The sequence below is a fragment of the Amycolatopsis mongoliensis genome (genome assembly GCF_030285665.1).
Taxonomy (GTDB): Bacteria; Actinomycetota; Actinomycetes; order Mycobacteriales; family Pseudonocardiaceae; genus Amycolatopsis; species Amycolatopsis mongoliensis.
This window is the reverse complement of the sequence record NZ_CP127295.1, coordinates 7,078,236-7,096,292: the sequence shown is the minus strand read 5'-3', so window position 1 is coordinate 7,096,292 and position 18,057 is coordinate 7,078,236. Positions and strand designations below refer to the sequence as shown.

Sequence of the window (18,057 nt, the reverse complement as noted above, 5' to 3'; positions counted from 1 at the left end):
TCCCCACCATGCTGTTAGCGCTAACAGAATGCTGTGGGGAGGACCGGCCGATGACCCTTTCCGAACTCACCCGGGAGTTCTTCGGGCGCGTCGGCGACACCGACGTCCACCGGTACACCCTCTCCCGGCCCGGCGGGCTCACCGTCCGCGTGCTCGACTACGGCGGCGTCATCCAGTCCGTGCAAGCGCCGGACCGGCACGGGCGGCCGGCCGACGTCGTCCTGGGCTACCCCGACCTCGACGGCTACGTCGCGAACAACCGGCCGGGCGCCCCGCGGGTCTTCCTGGGCGCGCTGATCGGCCGGTTCGCCAACCGGATCGCCGGCGGCGCGTTCACCCTCGACGGCGTCCTGCACCGGGTACCGGTGAACGACGGGAAGAACAGCCTGCACGGCGGCCCGGCCGGGTTCGACACGCGGGTGTGGTCGGCGGCCCCGGTTCCCGGCGGCGTGCGGCTCACGCTGGTCAGCCCGGACGGCGACCAGGGCTACCCCGGCCGGCTCACCACGGAGGTGACGTACCGCCTCGGCTCACGGCTCCGGATCACCTACCGCGCGACCACGGACGCCCCGACGGTCGTCAACCTGACCAACCACACCTACTGGAACCTGGCCGGCGCCGGTTCGGTGCACGACCACTCGCTGTCGATCGCCGCGAGCCGGTACTGCCCCACCGACGAGAACCTGATCCCGGTGGGCGCCCCGGCCCCGGTCGACGGCACCCCGTTCGACTTCCGCCGCGCGACGACGATCGGCGCCCGCCTCGGCGCCCCCGACCCCCAGCTGGCGATCGGCCACGGCTACGACCACAACTGGGTCCTCGACGACGGCGCGCCGTTCGCCGCCCGGGCCTGGGAGCCGACGTCCGGCCGGCTGCTCACGATGTGGACGACCGAGCCGGGCCTGCAGTTCTATTCGGGCAACCACCTCGGCAGCCCCGGCGCGGGGTTCGCGCTGGAGGCCCAGCACTTCCCGGACTCGCCGAACCGGCCGGACTTCCCGAGCACGGTGCTCCGGCCGGGCGAGGTCTACCACCAGGAGACGGTCTTCGAGCTGACGGCGCCGGACCGGCCGCCCGTGGCGTGAACAACATTCGCCCCGCTCACGGCCGTTCCCGCCGTTACCCTCGCCGGTCATGGGAGATCTTTCCGCCGACCTCGCCCCCACCGGCGTGCTGCGCGCCGCGGTCAACCTCGGGAACCCGGTGCTCGCCCACGGGACGCCGGACGCGCCCGGGGGCGTCACGGTCGACCTCGCGCGCGAGGTGGCGGCGCGGCTCGAGGTGCCGGTGGAGTTCGTGTGCTTCGACGCGGCCCGGAAGTCGTTCGAGGCGCTGACCTCGGGCGCGGCGGACCTGTGCTTCCTGGCGATCGAGCCGGCGCGCGCGGCCTCGGTGGCCTTCACCGCGCCGTACGTCGTCATCGAGGGCGCGTTCGTGGTGCCGGAGGATTCGCCGTTCGGCTCGCCCGCGGACGTCGACCGGCCGGGCGTCCGGATCGGCGTGAAGCAGGGGTCGGCCTACGACCTGTTCCTGACCCGGACCCTTGCGCATGCGACGGTCGTGCGAGGCGCGGACGGCGTCGCGGCGTTCGAGGAGCAGAGTCTCGAGGTGGCGGCCGGGATCCGGCAGCCGATGACCGCGTACGTCTCTTCGCACCCGGGGACGCGGGTGATTCCGGAGCGGTTCATGCAGATCCAGCAGGCTGTCGGGACCACACCCGATCGCCACCCGGCGACGGTCGCGTTCCTGTGCGATCTGGTCGAAGAGCTGAAGGCCAACGGGTTCGTGGCCGATTCCCTGCGCCGTGCGAACCAGCCGGACGCCGCGGTCGCGCCTCCCGCGGAGTGACGTCCATCCTTTGAGGACGGTCCGACGGAGCCGGTGACAGGCAGCGCTCCGCGGCGTCCCCGCGCGCCCGGCCGTCACTCTGCGCGGTTCCCGGTCCACGGAGTGATATCGCTTCCTCGTCGCCGCCGTCATCGGTGCGACATTGCGTCTTCTCGACGGTCGCAACGAGTGCTACGTTTCGGGCAGGCCAGGTCGATCCGAGGAGCTGCGATGAGGCTTACTCCCAGCGCTCACACCGACTCGTTCTGCCGTGACCGGCTGCCGCCCGGGGAGCAGTGGCCGCGGCTCGTCTTCGACCTGCCCGAGCTGGACTACCCCGACCGGCTCAACGCCGCCACCGCCCTGCTCGACGGCGCCGTCGAGCGCCTCGGCGCCGACCGGCCCTGCCTGCGCTCCCTCGAGGAGACGTGGACCTACGGCGAGGTCCTCGCGCGCGCCAACCGGATCGCGCACGTCCTCACCGCCGAGCTCGGGGTCGTCCCCGGGAACCGCGTGCTGCTGCGCGGCACGAACACGCCGTGGCTCGCGGCCTGCTGGCTGGGCGTGCTCAAGGCCGGCGCCGTCGCCGTCTCCACGATGCCCATGCTGCGCCGCCACGAGCTCGACAAGATCGTCGACCGGGCGCGGCCGGCCGTCGCCCTGTGCGACGAGCGCCTGCTCGACGAGCTGCCGCCCGGGCTGCCCGTCGTCTCCTACGGCACCGAGCTCGCCACCCGCTGCGCGCGGTACCCGGCAACCTTCGCCGACGTGCCGACCGCCGCCGACGACGTCGCCTTGCTCGCCTTCACCTCCGGCACCACCGGGACTCCCAAGGCGACGATGCACTTCCACCGCGACCTGCTCGCCATCGCCGACACGTTCTCCCGGCACGTCGTGCGGCCCACCGCGGACGACCTCTTCTGCGGCACCCCTCCCCTGGCGTTCACCTTCGGCCTCGGCGGCCTCCTCGTCTTCCCGCTGCACGCCGGCGCGTCCGTGCTCCTCCTGGAACGCGCCACCCCCAAGGAGCTGGCCTCGGTCGTCGCCGAGCGGTCGGTGACCGTGCTGTTCACGGCGCCGACCGCGTACCGCGCGATCCTCGGCTCCGGCGACGGCCCGCTTCTCAAGGGGGTGCGCCGCGCCGTCTCCGCCGGCGAAACCCTGCCCGCCGCCGTGGCCGAGCAGTACCGCGACCTCGTCGGCCGCCCGCTCATCGACGGCATCGGCAGCACGGAGATGCTGCACGTCTTCATCTCCGCGGCCGACGAAGCCGCACGTCCCGGCATGACCGGCACCGTCGTGCCCGGGTTCCGCGCCGCCGTCCTGGACCTCGACGGCACACCCGTGCCCGACGGCACGCCCGGGCTGCTCGCGGTGCAGGGTCCCACCGGCTGCCGCTACCTCGAGGACCCGCGGCAGGCCGACTACGTCCGCGACGGCTGGAACATCACCGGCGACACCTACGTCCGCGAACCCGACGGCTATTTCCGGTTCGTGGCGCGCAGCGACGACATGATCGTCTCCTCCGGTTACAACATCGCCGCTCCCGAGGTCGAAGAGGTGCTGCTGCGCCACCCGGACGTCGAGGAGTGCGCGGTCGTCGGCACGCCCGACCCGGACCGCGGCGCGGTCGTGACCGCCTTCGTCGTGCTGCGGCCCGGCGTCGCCCCGGGCCCGGACGTCGTGCTCGCCCTGCAGGAGCACGCCAAAGCCGTTGCGGCGCCGTACAAGTACCCGCGCCGGGTGCGGTTCATCGACGCGCTGCCGCGCAACGCGAGCGGGAAGCTGCAGCGCTTCCTGCTGCGCGAGCGGTGACGGGGGTGACGGGCCCGCTGCCGAGGTGGGGTGGCGGTGGGCCCGTCACGTCTGGGGAGTGCCGGGGACATGCCTCCATCCTAGCCACGGATTCGAACACCTGTTCCCGTCCCTTCGGGTGAATTACGGCTACGAACCGTCACCGCCGTCGCGACGATTCGCGCCGCGACAACACTTCCGAGTGATACGCGGTCCTCAATGGACACTCACGGACCACGGCAAACGCGCCGGGCACCCCGTCCGGGACGCCGTCACGCGGCCCCACCCCGTGCCGCCGGGCCGCCCGCCGTCCGCGGTAGAACTCCTGACACCGCACTGACCTGCGCCGGAGGACCATCACCCCGACGCGCCGCCGAGGCGGTGACCGGACCGGAAACCGGGTCCCATAAAGTCTTCGCGCAGCCAACCGGAGGTGAACGCCCGCGTGCCCGACGTCGACTACTACGAGGTGCTCGGCGTCCGCCGGGACGCCACGGCGGCCGACGTCAAGACGGCCTACCGCCGGCTGGCGAAGACCATGCACCCGGACGGCGGCGGGACGGTCGGCACGTTCCGCCTGCTCCGCGAGGCCTACGACGTCCTCGGCGATCCCGTCGCCCGCGCGCGGTACGACTCCGGCGGCGCGACCGTGGTGCCCGTCCCGGTCCGGCCGCGGCCCCGGCGGCGCTTCGGGGACGAGCCCGGGTTCGTCCCCGACCTGCCGGAACTGGACGCCGAGGACCTCAGCTGGTGGCACTTCGCCGGGCAGGACACCCGGATGCGCCACGGCCGCCGCCGCGGGCCCGGGCACACGCCGGTGGTCGCCGCGGTGGGCGGGATGGTGCTGGTGCTGCTGCCGCTGGTCACCGGGGTGGGGTTCAGCACGCCGGTGCTCATCGTCTGGCTGCTGCTCACCGCCGGCACCGCGCTGCTCGTCCAGCGCCTGGCCCGCGGCTACCTGCGGGCGCACCAGGCCCGCGAGGCGTACGCCGAGGAGTTCGGCGGCCGTACCGTGTTCGGCGCCCCCGGCACCGAGCGCGACGAGCTGGCCGAGCGGCTCACCGCCGACCTGCTCGAGGGCTACCTGACCCGGCTGCCCGGCGCGCGGATCTTCCACGGGCTCGCGTGGCCCGGCTCGGTGTTCGCCGACGTCGACCACGCGGTGCTGTGCGGGAAGCGCCTGGTGCTCATCGAGTCGAAGCTGTGGCTGCCGGGGCACTACGAGACGGCCGAGGACGGCAGGCTGCTGCGCAACGGCCGCCCGTTCCGCGGCGGCGGCAGCCGGCTCGCCGAGAGCCTCGCCGCCTACCGCGACCTGCTGCCCGGCGTGGCACTGCGCGGCGCGATGATCGTGTACCCGAGCCGCAGCGGCGACCTGACCACGGCCGACCCGGGTGACCTGCCCGCCGCGCCGATGACGCCCGAGGAGTTCCTGCACGAGATCGGCGAATGGCTCGCCGCCGATCCGTCCACAGTGGACCACCAGACGCTGCGGACCATGCGCGACCAGGTGGTCGGCGGGGGCGGCCGGGCGGCGTGAGCTCCGGCGCCTCGCCAGGCGTGGCACTGCCGGCCACGATGCCACCAGCCCATGGCCCGACCGCCGTGCCAGGCTGGACGGCGTGAACCCCGCCGCCACGCTGGGCACCGTGCTGCTGGCCTACCTCCCGGCGGCGGTCTCCCCCGGTCCGAACTTCGTGCTCATCGCGCACACCGCCGCGGCCGGCACCCGGCGGGCCGCGGTGGCGGTCGCGCTCGGCGTCGTCGCCGCGGGCGGGGTGCTGGCGGCCGTCGCCGTCTTCGGGCTGGGCAGCGTGCTCGCCCGCGCGCCGTGGCTGGCCGCCGGCCTGCGCGTGGTCTGCGGCGGCTATCTCGCCTGGCTCGGGGTGCGGCTGTGGCTGCGAGCCCGCACGCCGGACGCAGGGGAAATGCCCGATGCACCGGAAGAGACCGCGAACCGCGATGAGGTGGCCGCACCACCGCGCAAGCGGGCACCGGACGCTGCCAATCCGAACCACTTCCGCCAAGGCGTGGTCAGCAACCTGACCAACCCGAAAGCCGCGGCCTTCTTCGGCAGCGTGCTCACCGCGGCCCTGCCGCCCACCGAACCCACGGCGGTCAAAGCCGCCGCGGTCGCGCTGATCCTCGTGACCTCGACCGCCTGGCACCTGTCCGTCGCCCTGCTGTTCTCCGCACCCGCCACCCAGCGCTGGTACGCGCACGCGAAACCGGCCCTCAACCGCGTCGTGGGCACGGTTCTCGTCGTCCTCGGCGTCACCCTCGCCGTAACGCCGTGAAGGCCTCCCCGCGCGAGCGAGGAGGCCTTCACGATCAGGGAAAATTACCGGACCCCACCCGAAGCACGCTGCTTCTGCGCGTGCGCGGAGCGGGTGCAGACCTCGCCGACGTCGACCGTCTGGCCGCGGTCGGCGTAGACGTCCGCGACCCCGACGAGCTTGCCGTTCGGCGTCGAGCAGGTCAGCTGGTAGGCCTCCTTCGTCCCGTACGTCGGCGGGATCGGCGACGCGAACGACACGTCCCCGGTCCAGTCGTCGACGGCGTTCGGGTCGGCCTGGTCGTAGTTGACCACCACGGCCTTGTAGTCGCCGGCCGGCGGGTCGAACAGCACGGCGTGCTCGGACGTCGTGCCGCCGTTGGCCGACGAGCTGACCAGGTTGCCCGCCGCGTCGTAGACGAACAGGTCCCAGTCGGTCGCGGTGTTGGCCCAGTTGATGTTGACGCTGAACTTCCCGTTGTCCACCTTCGGCAGGCCGTCGACGTGGAAGGTGAAGCTCTCCGCCGTCGCGTCCGCCGGGTAGTTCTGGTTGATCGGCGGCACACCGGCCGGGTTGGCGACCGCGAAGCCCTGCTGCGCCGGGCCCTGGGGGTCACGCCCGTAGCGGCCGGCCACGTACGGCCGGGTCGACGGGTTGACCGACCAGGCGAACCGCCCGCCGGTGGTGGTGAACTTCGAGTTCAGGTCGTCGGTGATGTAGATCGGCGGCTTGGTGGAGCCGTCGGGCTGGATCACCGGCGACGTCGGCGTCTGGAACGTCTTGTGCAGCTTGAGCTGGTAGCCCTTGGGCGCCGAGCCGATCAGCGTCGAGTGCTGCTGCGGGTCGGCCGCGTTGCCCAGCATGTCCAGGAACGCCTGGCGGTTGCCGCCCTTGCCCGCCCCGGCCGCGGGGGCCAGGCCCTCGTACTCGGCCACGACGCTGTCGGCGAACGGGCCGTGGAAGCCGTTGCCGCCGACCTCGATGGTGAAGCCCCAGCCGCCGGTGGCCCAGTACGACCAGTCCTCTGTAGTGCCCGTGGTGTCATACAGCGCCCAGCTCGGCTCGCTGGTGTAGCCGTTGCGCGAGGCCAGCTTGTCGCCGAGGGCCTTGTAGGCGGGCTCCTCCAGCGGCGGCCGGACGTCCGCCACGCCCGGCGGGCGCAGCACCAGCGCCGCGACGGTGTGCATCGTCATCAGGTTGGTCACCTGGCGCGAGGACACGATCGACCGGACGTTGCGCACTTCGGGCTCGCTGAACGGCGCGGACCCGCGGAAGGTGTCGCCGCTCCAGGCGATCTCGGCGCCGTTGCCGCCCCAGAACCCGCCGTAGTTGCGGTTCGGGTCGGTGCCGCGGAGGCGGCCGGCCGGGTTCGCCTTGCACACGCCGGTGGAGTACTGCGCCGGCGAGTCGTCGACGTTGCAGTTCTTCCGCTTCATTTCATAGTCGAACCGGGTGAAGTCACCCTTGGGCTCGGCTTCGCGGGAGATCTCGAAGCCGTCCGGGTTGATGATCGGCACGACGATGTTGCGGGTCTTGCCGACGAGGCTGCGGATCGCCGCGTCGTGGGAGTAGCCGTTGATCAGCTCGTACGCCCACTCCATGACGTGCTCGCCGGCCGGCCACTCCCGGGCGTGGTGCACGCCCATGGTGAAGTTCACCGGCTTGCCGTCGGTGACGTTCTTGACGTCGGTGGCGATTTCGACGCCGACGACGTCCCGGCCTTCCCAGGTCGACTCCGGCATGGTGAACGCCGAGACGAGGCCGGGGTTCTTGCGGGCCAGCTCCTTCATCTCGTAGTTGTAGTCGTAGAGGTGCCGGTAGCTCGTGCGCCCGGACGGCAGCGCCGACGCGGCGGTCTTCGCGGCGTACTGGCGGTCGGTCTTCGCGTCCTGGACCGACTTGGCCGAGAGGTCGGCCTCGATCACCTGGGACTTGAAGCCGCTGTTCTTGAGCACCTGGCGGTCGGCGTCGTCGGCGAGGACGACCTCGACGCCGGTCGCGTCGCCCTTCTCCGTGACGTCGAGGCCGAGGGCGGTCAGCTTGTTCTTGTCGGCGCGCGTCGGCGTCTCGACCCGGACCAGCTGCGCCTTCGACGCCGTCGTCGGCGTGCCCTGCGGGGTCAGCGCGAGGAAGTCGACGCCGAGCTGGGCCTGGCCGGCCGGACCGCCGTAGCGGCAGCCCTGGACGACGAGCTCCTGGCCCTTCTTCACGAAGCTTTCGGCGAGTTCGTGGGTGCGCAACGCCGTGGAGGCGGCGACCACCGCGCCCGTCGCCTTGTCGAACACGGCGACGTCCCAGTCGCCTTCGGTGCCCGGGACCGGCTTGAGCCGCGCCTGGACCAACCCGTCCACAGTGGACGTAAGCTCCCGGCGATCGGTGCCCGCGGTGCCCTTGGGCAGCACTTTCGCGAAGCACGAGCGCGGTACCGACTTGTCGGCACGCAGGATGTTCTGGGCGGCGCCGGCGGTACCGGCCGGCAGTGTGACGAACGCCGCCGCCAGCGCCACGACCGAAACCGCCAGCACCGCTCTTCTTGGTGAATTCCCCACAGGCAAAGACCTCCTTGACGAGGCCGGCACAGCACGGACGTACCGGTAGCGAGTGACCGTAATGGACGAAAACCGGCTACGGTAACCGCCGTAAGTCGTACAGCCTTCACCCGGCCTTCACACGTCCGGCCGCCCGATAGGGCATTTCACCGGGAGTTCAACCGCTGGTCGGCTACTGTCGGTTCATGGTCACGGTCCCTGCGCGACGGACGTCGCTCGCGATCTCGCTGAGCGGCATCGCCGCCCTCGCGATCGGTGCCGCGCTGGTGCTGCTGCTCCAGGTCATCCCGCCGACCGACGAGATCAGCGCGACCCGCCGCACGATCAGCGAATACGGGCTCTCCGACCACAAGTGGGTGTTCGACCTCGCCGTGATCCTGGTGGCGCTGGGCTCGGCGGCCGGGCTCGCCGTCCTGCACAGCCAGCGGCGGCTGCCCGTCCCCGCGGCCCTCCTCGGTACATTGTGGACGGTCGGACTGCTGGTCATCGTGGCTTTCCCGAAGCCGGACTGGGCCACGGTTTCCCGCTCGGACTTCGGCGGCACGCTGCACCGGATCGCGAGCGTGGTGGCGTTCGTCGCACTCCCGCTCGCGGTGCTGGTCGCGGCCCGCGCGGCGTTCCCGGGCACTCCCGGCCGCCGGTGGCTGGCCCGGGTGCTGGCGATCGCTTCGCTGGGCTGGTTCGCGGTGATCCTCGGGGCCGTCGTGGTGGCCGCGGTGGAGGGCGGCCGCTGGTGGACGCTCATCCCGCTCGGCCTCGTCGAACGCGGGATGGCGCTGACGGAACTGATCGCACTGGGCGTCCTGCTCGCACCGGCCAGGCCTCAGGAGCGGTAGAGCTCCGTCAGCAGGGCGGCGGCCAGGTGCGTCGCCGGGCGCTGTCGTGGGCGGCGATCGCGGTGATCGTCGCGGTCAACGTCGCCGCGGTCGTCAGACCGGCCGCAGGTCCGGCTCCGTCGTCTCGGTCAGCCTCGGGTCCGGCTGCTCCCCCGCCATCGCCAGGAAGCCCCGGGCCACCCGGAGCAGCAGCGGCCAGTTCTTCGGGTTCTTCTTGTCCACCCCGCCGATCAGCTGCTTGAGCATCGAGAGCGTGTCGAAGTAGATGCGCTCGCACACCAGGCGCTCCTCGGCGTCGAACACGAAGTAGGCCGTCATGCGGACGCGGAAGCGGGACCCGGTCGCCGGGATCGCGCCGAGCGGGCCGAGGTGCGTGCCCAGCAGCCAGAACTCGACGACGACCGCGTCGGCGCTGTGCCGCAGCGCGATCAGCTCGTGGTGCTGGTCGGGGAAGGCGGTGCGCGTGTCGTGGTAGTAGCCGCGGACGGCGCCGTCGCCGTCGTGGACCGTCATCGTTGCGACGACCTCGTAGTGCGGGTGCGGGAACGTCGAGAGCGTGGCGTCCCAGTCCTGGGCGACCTCGTCGCGGAAGTGGTCGAGCACCAGCTTCTGGCGGGCCGCGAGGACTTCGGGTGCGGGGATGTCGAACTCGGTCATCGGCGCTCCTTAAATCTACGGTGTAGGTAACCGACGATAACCTACACTGTAGGCACGCTGATGGAAGGGGACGTTGTGCTCGAAGGAACCCTCGCCCGCGCGAAGCCGGTGATCAGGTGGGGCCTGGGCCACGCGCTCCCCCGGACCGTGCTGCGCCGCGAAGCCCGGCGCGGGGACCTCCAGGGCCGGATGGTCGTCGCCGCGGCCGACGGGCGCGACCTGACCGGGCTGTTCGAGGAGATCCGCGCCGCCGGCCCGCTCGCCCGCACCCGCTTCGGCTGGATGACCACCACCCACGCCGCGGTCCGGGAAGTGCTGTCCAGCGAAGACTTCCGCGTCGGTGTCATCGGCTCCGACGGCTCGGCGCTCGGCCGCCTGGTCGAGTGGTCGGCCGGCGAGCACCTGCACCCGGTGCGGCCGCCGTCGCTGCTCGCCGTCAACCCGCCGGAGCACACCCGCTACCGCAAGCTGGTCACCGGCGTGTTCACCGTGCGCGCGGTCGAGCAGCTGCGCGGCCGGGTCCAGGAGATCGCCGACGGCCTGCTCGACGCGCTCGACCCGAGCCGCCCGCTCGACCTCGTCGAGTCCTACTGCGGCCTGCTCCCGGTGACGGTCATCAGCGAGATCCTCGGGGTGCCACCGTCAGACCTCGGCAAGGTGCTGTCGCTGGGCGCGGCCGCGGCGCCCAGCCTCGACCTCGGCCTGGGCTGGCGCACGTTCCGCGACGTCGAGACCGCGCTGGGCGAGTTCGACACCTGGCTCGGCGAGCACCTCGACCACCTGCGCCGGCACCCCGGCAAGGACCTGTTCAGCAAGCTCGTCGCGGCCCGCGACGGCGGCGTCGGCCTCACCGAGACGGAGCTGAAGTCCACGGCGGGCCTGGTGCTGGCGGCCGGCTTCGAAACGACTGTCAACCTCCTGGGCAGCGGGATCGCCCTGCTCGCGAACGATCCCGGGCAGCTCGCCGTGCTGCGCGAGCGGCCGGAGCTGTGGGGCAACGCCGTCGAGGAGGTCCTGCGGTACGACCCGCCGGTCCTGCTGACCGGCCGGCTGGCGACCCGCGCCACCGAGGTCGCCGGGATGCCCCTGCCGCGCGGGGCGCTGGTGACCACCGTGCTGGCCGGCGCGAACCGCGACCCGGAGGTCTTCGCCGACCCGGCCGTCTTCGACGTCACCCGGACCGGCGCGCGTGACCACGTGTCGTTCGGCGCCGGGCGCCACCACTGCCTGGGCGCTTCGCTGGCGCGCATGGAGGGCGAGATCGGGTTGCGCACGATCTTCGACCGGTTCCCGGACCTGCGTGTGCTGCCGGGAGGCCGTCGCCGGGGAACGCGGATCCTGCGCGGCTACGAAAGCCTGCCGGCGGTGCTCGCCGCGTGACGGGCCGGCGCGGCCGTCCGCCCAAGAGCGCCGACAGCGGGCTGTCGAGGGAGCGGATCCTGAAGGAAGCCCTCGCTCTCGTCGACGAAGAGGGCCTGGCCGCCGTCAGCATGCGCAAGCTCGCGCGCCGGCTCGGCGTCGACCCGATGAGCCTGTACAACCACGTCGACGGCAAGGACGCCCTGCTGGACGGGATCGCCGAGGTCCTGCTGGCGGCGATCCCCGCACCGGCACCGGGAACGGGCCTGCGGGAGACGATGTCCGCGCTGGCGCGCGGGTTCCGGGCCGCGATGCTCGGCCACCCGCGCGCGGCGCCGCTCGTGCTCACCCGCCAGCTCGCGTCGATGACCGCGCTCGCGCCGGTGGAGGCCGTGCTCGGCCCGCTGCTCGCGGCGGGCTACCCGCCGGACCGCGCGGTGCACGGGCTGCGCGCGGTGCTGGCGTTCCTGATCGGCACCTTGATGCGGGAGGTCGACGCGGCGCCGACGTTCAGCAGTACCGGCGACCTGGGCCGGCTCGCGGACCTCTCGGCGTCCGGGCTGCCGGCCGTCGCCGAAGCGGCGCCCCACCTCGCGGTGTGCGACCACGAAGCGGAGTTCGAGTTCGGGCTGGGCATCCTGCTCGACGCGCTGGCACCGTGACTCAGCGGATGCGTTCGTGCAGCGCCGCCATGCGGGCGTCGAGGTCGGCCGCCGTCCGGGCCGCGGCCGCGAGCTCGCCCGCGAAGTCGTCCGGGACGCGGTCGGCGTACTTGTAGGACAGCTTGTGTTCGACGGCGGCCCAGAAGTCCATCGCGATGGTGCGCAGCTGCAGTTCCACTTTGACCTTCTCGACCCGGTCGGACAGGAACACCGGGATCCGGACGATCAGGTGCAGGCTGCGGTAGCCGTTCGCCTTCGGGCGCGCGATGTAGTCCTTGGTGCGCAACAGTTCGACGTCGTCCTGCGCGGTGAGCATCCGGGCGACCTCGTGGACGTCGGACACGAACGGGCAGACGACGCGGATGCCGGCGATGTCGTCGAGGACGTGCGCGGCGGCGATCCAGTCGTCGCCGAGGCCCCGGCGGCGGACCTTTTCCTTGATCGCCTCCGGCCGCTTCACCCGGCTCGTGATGTGCTCGATCGGGTCGTGGCTGTGGACGAAGTCGAACTCCTCGCTGAGGATCCGCAGTTTCGTCATCAGCTCTTCGATGGCGAACTTGTACATCAGCAGGAACCGCGGGAGCTGCCCGGCGACCGCGAGCGCGTCGGCCGCCTCCCGCAGGTCCTCGGCCGCCGGATCGGTGGTCACTGAAGCCTCGTGTGTCGTCGGTCGGGTGGTCACCCCAGGTTACTGTGCGCTACTGGGTCAACGAGCACCGGCGGGTGCGAGTTCCCGCCGGTCACCGGATCGGGTCGGGGAAGCCGTAGAGCCGGCGCGCGTTGGCGCCGAGGACCGCCGCGCGGGTGGCCGGGTCGGGGACCCAGTCGGCGAGCAGGTCGACGAGGTCGCCGTCGTTCGGCATCGGGCCCCAGCAGCCGACGTGCGGCCAGTCGGAGCCGTAGACGCACCGGTCCGGCGCCGCCGCGACGAGCTCCCGGGCGAACGGCACGGTCTCGGTGTACGGCGGTTCGGCGAGCCGGTTGGCGCCCGACAGCTTGACCCAGGCGCCGTCGGCGACGAGGTCGCGCACCGGCCACCTCCTCGTGCCGCCCGCGACGTCGGGGACGCCCAGGTGGTCGAGCACGTACGGCACGCGGAGCTTGGCCAGCCTCGCCGGCGTCAGCGTGGCCGCGTCGGTGAACAGCTGCAGGTGCCAGCCGTGTTCCGCGCAGATCGCTTCCAGGCGGGCGAGGGCGGCGAACCCGACGCCGCCGCCGGTCAGGGTGTTGATCCGCAGCCCGGTGACACCGGCGTCGTGGAGTTCGGCGAGTTCGCGGTCGCCGATGTGCGGATCCACGACGGCGACGCCCTTGAGCCTGCCGGGGTGGGCGCGGAGGGTGTCGAGGAGCAGGGTGTTGTCGGTGCCGTGCACGCTGACCTGCACGAGGACGCCGTAGGTCATGTTCGTGGCGTCGAGCATGGCTGCGTAGTCGGCGGCGGTGGCGGGCGGCGGGGTGAAGCTGCGGCTTTCGACGAAGCCGCGGTCGCCGACCACGTGGGCGTGGGTGTCGACGGCCCCGGGCGGCACGTCGACCCGGACCGGGGCGCGGGGCCGCGGATCCGGGCCGGGGCAGACGGCGAACTTCCGCTCGGGGGCGAACTCCACCGGGTCAGTGTGGCAGCTGACGGAGGGTGTGCACCGGCCCGCCGCCGGTGCACACCCTCCTGGTCTCAGTTGCCCGCTTTTGCGGTTTCGGTGCCGGTTTCGGTGGCGCTGGTGGTGTCGGTTGCGGTGGCGGTCCCGGTTGCGGTGGCACCCGCGGCCGGGTCGGCTACGCACTTCTCGGCCACCGCGGCCGCAGCCGCCTGCTCCGCCGCGTCGCCGGCCGCCTTGTTCTTGTCCTTGTTCTTGTCCTTGGCTTTCTGCTGGCCGTTGCCGTTCTGGGCGGTGGCCATGCCCTGCTGGTCGGCGGCCGCGCCGGACTCGGCGGTGGCCATGCCCTGCTGGTCCGCGGCCGCGCCGGACTCGGCGGTGGCTTGGGAAACGCAGTCCAGGATGGCGGTGCAGTCCGGGTTGACGGCGGCGTCGTTCTGAGCCGCCATGCCGTTCTGGTCGGCCATGCCGTTCTGCTGCGCCATACCGTTCTGGTCGGCCATGCCGTTCTGCTGCGCCATACCGTTCTGGTCGGCCATGCCGTTCTGGTTGGCCATGCCGTTCTGGTTGGCCATGCCCTTCTCGTTGGCCATGCCGTTCTGCTGCGCCATACCGTTCTCGTTGGCCATGCCGTTCTGGTTGGCCATACCGTTGGCGTCGGCGGCTCCGGCGGCCTCGGCTACGCACTTCTCGACCACGCCGCAGGCCTGCGCGGCCGCGGCGTCCTGGGCGGCGGCCGCGTCCTGCTGGCCGGCCATGGCGTTTTCGTCGGCCGCGCCGTTCTCGGCGGCCATGCCCTTCTGCTTGGCCTTGCCGTTGGCCATGCCGTTCTCGGCGGCCATGCCGTTCTCGTCAGCCGCGCCCTGCTGGGCGGCTTTGCCGTTCTTGGCCTTGCCGTTGCCCTTGGCCATACCGTGGCCCTTGGCCATGCCGTTCCCGCCGGCCTGGGCGTTGTCCTCGGCGGCCGCGTTCTGCTGGGCCGCGTCGGCGATCGCCGCGCACTGGGTCGCGACCGCGTTCGCCGCCACCTCTCCCCCGCAGCCGGCCGCCGCGCGGCGCTGCTGGATCTGGTCGACCACCGCCTGGCGGTTGGCTATCCGGGCCGCCGACTGGGCGTCCGGCGCCGCCTGCTGACCCGCGATGAAGGTGAGGTTGTTCTGCAGCGCCGTGTCCAGGCCGCCGCAGCTCTCCGTCGCCGCGTTGCTCGCCGGGCTGCTGAGAGCGATCGCCGTCGCCGTCGCCCCCGCGACTCCCAGCAGCGCCGCCAGCCCGATCGTGGCCTGTTTGCGGTGTCGTCCGGTACTGCGTCCGTGGGGCATCAGCCCCTCCTCTCTGGTCGCCACCTCACCACGGCACACGGCGCGCCGCCGCAAACGGTTCACCGGTCACCGGAAAGGATTCACCAGAGTGTCTACTGTGGACAGAGAGTCAGGCGCTGAACAGCTGGCCGAGCCGGTATTCGACGAGTGCGGAAGCCTGCTCGGCCGTGTACGCTCCGACGAGGATCCCGGTGACGAGACCGGCGGCCATCGTCGCGAGGGCGTCGGCCTCCAGGTCAGCGTCCAGGTCCGGGCCGACCCGGTTGCCCTTCTGCGCCGAGCGGAACTGCCCGGCCGGCCCGCGGACCAGGTGCGGCAGCAGCGCTTCCTGGTCCGGCTGCGAGCCACCACGGGTGCCGGCCCGGGAGCTGGACGTCGAGACGCGCTACGGGCCGACACGCGTGCGCGCCAGCGGCGAAGCGGGGCCGCCGGTCGTGCTGCTGCCGGGCGGCGTGGGCACGTCGTTGTCGTGGTACCCGCACGTCGCCGAGCTGGCCGGCGTCTCCACCGGCGGACGGCACGCGCTCGCCCTCGCGACGCGAGCGCCGTCCCGGGTGGCCGCGGTGGTCGCGATCGAGCCGTCCGGGTTCGCGGTGATCGGCTCCGCCTTCCTCTGGTGGAGCCTGCGCGAAATCGTGCGCTGGTTCGATCCCCGCCCGGGCGCGGCGGTGCGGCGCACCCTCCGTCCGCTGCTGTTCGGCGCGCTCAAGCGAACTGCGCGCGGTGGGTGTCCCGGTCCGGCTGCTGCTCGCCGAGCACAGCGTGATCCACCCCGCGCGTGACGTCGAACAGCGCGTGAAGGCGCTCAACCCGCTGTTCGACGTCGAGGTCGTGCCCCGCACGACCCACGCCCTGCCGCTGCAGCGCCCGGAGCTGGTCACCGCGCGGATCCTGACCGCCGCCGCGGGTTAGCCGAGGTCGGCCAGCTGCGGCACGGCCGGGGCCATGCCCTCGATCCACGCGGCCGGCGAGCCGGTGGTCGGCGTGATGATCGCCGTGTGCACACCGAGCTTCGCGTAGTCCGCCATGGCGCGGACGAACTCGTCGCGGGTCTCCGGTGCCGGGCGCGGGTTGTTGGCCAGGACCGTCTTGCGGATCTCGTCGTAGTCGCGGCCGGCGTCGTCGCAGTGGCGGCGCAGCACGTCCAGCTTGTGCGCGACGTCCTCCGGCGAGGAGGCGAAGAGGTTGCACGCGTCGCCGTACTGCGCGACGAGCCGCAGCGTCTTGCGCTCCCCGCCGCCGCCGATGAGCACCCTCGGCCGGTTGATCGGCTGGGGCGAGCAGAGCGTCTCGGCGAGCTGGTAGTGCTTGCCCTCGAACGGGCCGTTGTTCTCCGGGTCCCACATCTGCCCGCAGATGCGCAGCGTCTCCTCCAGCCGTTCGAACCGCTCGGCGATCGGCGGGAACGGCACGCCCATCCCCCGGTGCTCGCGCTCGAACCAGGCGGCGCCGACACCCAGCACGGCCCGGCCGCCCGAGAGGACGTCGAGGGTGGTGACGATCTTCGCGAGCAGGCCGGGGTGTCGGTAGGTCACACCGGTGACCAGCAGGCCGAGGTCGATCCGGGACGTGTGCGCGGCGAGGAAGCCGAGCGTGGTGTAGCCCTCCAGCATGTTCGACTCGGCGGGCCGGCCGGTCGGCTCGATCTGGAAGTAGTGGTCCATGAAGGACAGCCAGGTCGCCCCGGCCTCCTCCGCCGCTTCGCCCACCCGGGCGAGCTCGCCGGCGATGGCGGTGGTCCCGCCGTCGATGTCGAAGATGGGGAGGTGAAAACCGAGCTCCATGAAACGTTCTCCTGACGTGCGGTCGGCGTGCCCCTCACGTTAGGACCTGGAGCGCGCTCCAGGGCAAGCCGCACGCCGCGCGTCAGCCCGGCGCGCCGGTGGCGGCAGCCAGGAAGCCCGCCACCGCCGCCGGATCACCGGCGCCGGTCGTCACCGGGACGCCCGCCTCGCGCAGGTGGACCGCGAACTCCGCCGACTTGCGGCCGCCCTCGATCAGGAACGGTGGTGCGCCCGCGGCCGGGTACGTCAGCGGGCTCGCCTCGCGCAGCGTCGCCGGGGAGCGGCCCAGCGCCAGGAGGATCGCCGCCCGGGTGAGCGGGTCCTGGCCGGCGAAGTCGAAATCGGCCGGAGCGTCCAGTGCCGCCACCGCGCGGACCGGGCTCTCCGGCTCCCTGGCCACGCCGAGCAGCGACGCCAGCGTGCCGCCCGTTCCCGTGCCCACGGCCGTGATCCGCGCCGGGTCGAGGTTCAGCGCCGCCGCGTTGGCCTCGAGGAACCGGACCGCGCACCTCGCGTCCGTCAGCGGCGCCGGCCAGCGCGCCGCGGGCGCGAGGCGGTAGTCGATCGCGGCGACCGCGAACCCCCGCGCCGTCAGCGCGTCGCGCAGCGGGACGAGCCGCGATCCGGCGAGCAGCGCGCCCGGGCCGGCCGGCTTGCGGTTGCCGACGACGAGCCCACCCCCGTGCAGGAAGAGCGCCACCGGGGCGGCCCGGGCGTCCGGGCGCGGGCGGGCGAGGTCCATGACCAGGGGGATCCCGTCCGGGCGGCAGTATTCGACGGTGCTGCCGTCGAGCAGTGCCGTGGCCGTCGAGCCGGTGATGTTGTCGCCGGCCGCGACCGTCCCCGCCGTGCCGGTCGCGAGCACCAGCAGCAGCACGGGGAACAGCACGATCCACGCCGACACGCGTCGCGGCGCCGACGGCCGCGGGTGGGCCCGCCGCCGTGCCACGACCAGGAAGCCGAAGACGGCGACGACCTGCAGCGCGGCCGCGGCGTAGTCGGTGAAGCCGACGACGGTGTCCGCGGGCTGCCAGGGGTCGAACCGGGTCAGCAGCCCGAGCGGCCGGCTCGCCACCCACAGCGCGAGACCGGCGGCCGCGACGAGCGCGCCGGCCCGGGCGGTCTTGCGGGTCGGCCACCCGAGCACCGCGACGAAGGCGACGAACTCGACGGCGGCGAACAGGCCGAACAACATCGCGTAGAACTGCCAGACCCGCCAGAGCGCGGCGAGCGAGGCGGCCGGGATCAGGGCGCCGCCGAGGGCGGCGAAAGCGGCCGTGACCAGCACCGGACCGCGGCGCAGCGGCGGTGGCGTGGCGTAGCGCGCGGTCGTCGACGGGCGGCGCGTGCCGGAGTACCCGTCGACGACCTTCATGGCGCCAGTGTCACCCTGGTCGCC

17 protein-coding genes are annotated in these 18,057 nt (G+C 72.7%); 10 read left to right on the top strand and 7 right to left on the bottom strand.

Annotated features, from left to right (window positions below; all coding sequences use genetic code 11):
- Nucleotides 1-50 precede the first annotated feature (50 nt).
- From QRX60_RS34145 to QRX60_RS34125, 5 genes are all read left to right on the top strand, one after another.
- Entirely contained in the window at nucleotides 51-1,085 is a 1,035-nt protein-coding gene (locus QRX60_RS34145) for an aldose epimerase family protein (RefSeq protein WP_285995552.1), read from the top strand.
- A gap of 49 nt (nucleotides 1,086-1,134) precedes the next feature.
- Nucleotides 1,135-1,848 (top strand): transporter substrate-binding domain-containing protein, encoded by a 714-nt coding sequence (locus QRX60_RS34140; protein ID WP_285995551.1) that lies wholly within the window; start codon nucleotides 1,135-1,137, stop codon nucleotides 1,846-1,848.
- A 210-nt stretch (nucleotides 1,849-2,058) separates the two neighbouring features.
- Nucleotides 2,059-3,642: an AMP-binding protein gene (locus tag QRX60_RS34135; RefSeq protein WP_285995550.1), complete on the top strand. Its 1,584-nt coding sequence runs from the start codon at nucleotides 2,059-2,061 to the stop codon at nucleotides 3,640-3,642.
- Nucleotides 3,643-4,066: 424 nt separating this feature from the next.
- Nucleotides 4,067-5,161: a J domain-containing protein gene (locus tag QRX60_RS34130; protein WP_285995549.1), complete on the top strand. Its 1,095-nt coding sequence runs from the start codon at nucleotides 4,067-4,069 to the stop codon at nucleotides 5,159-5,161.
- An 82-nt stretch (nucleotides 5,162-5,243) separates the two neighbouring features.
- Nucleotides 5,244-5,918 carry a LysE family translocator gene (locus QRX60_RS34125; protein ID WP_285995548.1) on the top strand — a complete coding sequence of 225 codons (675 nt, stop codon included), beginning with the start codon at nucleotides 5,244-5,246 and terminating at the stop codon, nucleotides 5,916-5,918.
- A 44-nt stretch (nucleotides 5,919-5,962) separates the two neighbouring features.
- Here QRX60_RS34125 and QRX60_RS34120 read toward each other — a convergent pair whose 3' ends face one another.
- Entirely contained in the window at nucleotides 5,963-8,419 is a 2,457-nt protein-coding gene (locus tag QRX60_RS34120; RefSeq protein WP_408630284.1) for a M14 family zinc carboxypeptidase, read from the bottom strand.
- 212 nt (nucleotides 8,420-8,631) lie between these two features.
- On the opposite strand from QRX60_RS34120, the gene QRX60_RS34115 reads away from it, so the two are divergent.
- Nucleotides 8,632-9,282, top strand: coding sequence for a DUF998 domain-containing protein (locus QRX60_RS34115; RefSeq protein WP_285995546.1), 651 nt, complete (start codon nucleotides 8,632-8,634; stop codon nucleotides 9,280-9,282).
- Between the two features lie 93 nt (nucleotides 9,283-9,375).
- Here the strand turns inward: QRX60_RS34115 and QRX60_RS34110 are convergent, their stop codons facing one another.
- Nucleotides 9,376-9,939 (bottom strand): ester cyclase, encoded by a 564-nt coding sequence (locus tag QRX60_RS34110; RefSeq protein WP_285995545.1) that lies wholly within the window; start codon nucleotides 9,937-9,939, stop codon nucleotides 9,376-9,378.
- Nucleotides 9,940-9,999: 60 nt separating this feature from the next.
- Between QRX60_RS34110 and QRX60_RS34105 the strand changes: the two genes are divergently transcribed.
- Nucleotides 10,000-11,319: a cytochrome P450 gene (locus QRX60_RS34105; protein ID WP_285995544.1), complete on the top strand. Its 1,320-nt coding sequence runs from the start codon at nucleotides 10,000-10,002 to the stop codon at nucleotides 11,317-11,319.
- Nucleotides 11,316-11,960, top strand: coding sequence for a TetR/AcrR family transcriptional regulator C-terminal domain-containing protein (locus QRX60_RS34100; protein ID WP_285995543.1), 645 nt, complete (start codon nucleotides 11,316-11,318; stop codon nucleotides 11,958-11,960). Before QRX60_RS34105 ends, QRX60_RS34100 begins: the two co-directional genes overlap by 4 nt.
- Nucleotide 11,961: 1 nt before the next feature.
- Here QRX60_RS34100 and QRX60_RS34095 read toward each other — a convergent pair whose 3' ends face one another.
- The 3 genes from QRX60_RS34095 to QRX60_RS51645 form a co-directional block, all read right to left on the bottom strand.
- Entirely contained in the window at nucleotides 11,962-12,609 is a 648-nt protein-coding gene (locus tag QRX60_RS34095) for a GTP pyrophosphokinase (RefSeq protein WP_285995542.1), read from the bottom strand.
- 91 nt (nucleotides 12,610-12,700) lie between these two features.
- Nucleotides 12,701-13,567 (bottom strand): amidohydrolase family protein, encoded by an 867-nt coding sequence (locus QRX60_RS34090; protein ID WP_285995541.1) that lies wholly within the window; start codon nucleotides 13,565-13,567, stop codon nucleotides 12,701-12,703.
- 65 nt (nucleotides 13,568-13,632) lie between these two features.
- Nucleotides 13,633-14,874: a hypothetical protein gene (locus tag QRX60_RS51645; protein ID WP_285995540.1), complete on the bottom strand. Its 1,242-nt coding sequence runs from the start codon at nucleotides 14,872-14,874 to the stop codon at nucleotides 13,633-13,635.
- A 353-nt stretch (nucleotides 14,875-15,227) separates the two neighbouring features.
- Between QRX60_RS51645 and QRX60_RS34080 the strand changes: the two genes are divergently transcribed.
- Together QRX60_RS34080 and QRX60_RS34075 are read left to right on the top strand one after the other, a co-directional pair.
- On the top strand, nucleotides 15,228-15,656 hold the full coding sequence (locus tag QRX60_RS34080) for an alpha/beta fold hydrolase (RefSeq protein ID WP_285995539.1): 429 nt from the start codon (nucleotides 15,228-15,230) through the stop codon (nucleotides 15,654-15,656).
- Nucleotides 15,637-15,786, top strand: a complete 150-nt coding sequence (locus tag QRX60_RS34075; protein WP_285995538.1) for a hypothetical protein — start codon at nucleotides 15,637-15,639, stop codon at nucleotides 15,784-15,786. Before QRX60_RS34080 ends, QRX60_RS34075 begins: the two co-directional genes overlap by 20 nt.
- On the opposite strand, the gene QRX60_RS34070 is transcribed toward QRX60_RS34075, so the two are convergent.
- Together QRX60_RS34070 and QRX60_RS34065 are read right to left on the bottom strand one after the other, a co-directional pair.
- Complete coding sequence (locus tag QRX60_RS34070; RefSeq protein ID WP_285995537.1) at nucleotides 15,783-16,658, bottom strand: LLM class F420-dependent oxidoreductase; 876 nt, start codon at nucleotides 16,656-16,658, stop codon at nucleotides 15,783-15,785. The genes QRX60_RS34075 and QRX60_RS34070 overlap by 4 nt on opposite strands.
- Before the next feature lie 82 nt (nucleotides 16,659-16,740).
- Nucleotides 16,741-18,033 carry an alpha/beta hydrolase gene (locus tag QRX60_RS34065; RefSeq protein WP_285995536.1) on the bottom strand — a complete coding sequence of 431 codons (1,293 nt, stop codon included), beginning with the start codon at nucleotides 18,031-18,033 and terminating at the stop codon, nucleotides 16,741-16,743.
- Nucleotides 18,034-18,057 lie beyond the last annotated feature (24 nt).

Bases quoted from the DNA above. Each gene is read 5' to 3' on its own strand.
- QRX60_RS34145 (WP_285995552.1), top strand. From the start codon at position 51: ATGACCCTTTCCGAACTCACCCGGGAGTTCTTCGGGCGCGTCGGCGAC.
- QRX60_RS34140 (WP_285995551.1), top strand. From the start codon at position 1,135: ATGGGAGATCTTTCCGCCGACCTCGCCCCCACCGGCGTGCTGCGCGCC.
- QRX60_RS34135 (WP_285995550.1), top strand. From the start codon at position 2,059: ATGAGGCTTACTCCCAGCGCTCACACCGACTCGTTCTGCCGTGACCGG.
- QRX60_RS34115 (WP_285995546.1), top strand. From the start codon at position 8,632: ATGGTCACGGTCCCTGCGCGACGGACGTCGCTCGCGATCTCGCTGAGC.
- QRX60_RS34110 (WP_285995545.1), bottom strand. From the start codon at position 9,939: ATGACCGAGTTCGACATCCCCGCACCCGAAGTCCTCGCGGCCCGCCAG.
- QRX60_RS34105 (WP_285995544.1), top strand. From the start codon at position 10,000: ATGGAAGGGGACGTTGTGCTCGAAGGAACCCTCGCCCGCGCGAAGCCG.
- QRX60_RS51645 (WP_285995540.1), bottom strand. From the start codon at position 14,874: ATGCCCCACGGACGCAGTACCGGACGACACCGCAAACAGGCCACGATC.
- QRX60_RS34070 (WP_285995537.1), bottom strand. From the start codon at position 16,658: ATGGAGCTCGGTTTTCACCTCCCCATCTTCGACATCGACGGCGGGACC.
- QRX60_RS34065 (WP_285995536.1), bottom strand. From the start codon at position 18,033: ATGAAGGTCGTCGACGGGTACTCCGGCACGCGCCGCCCGTCGACGACC.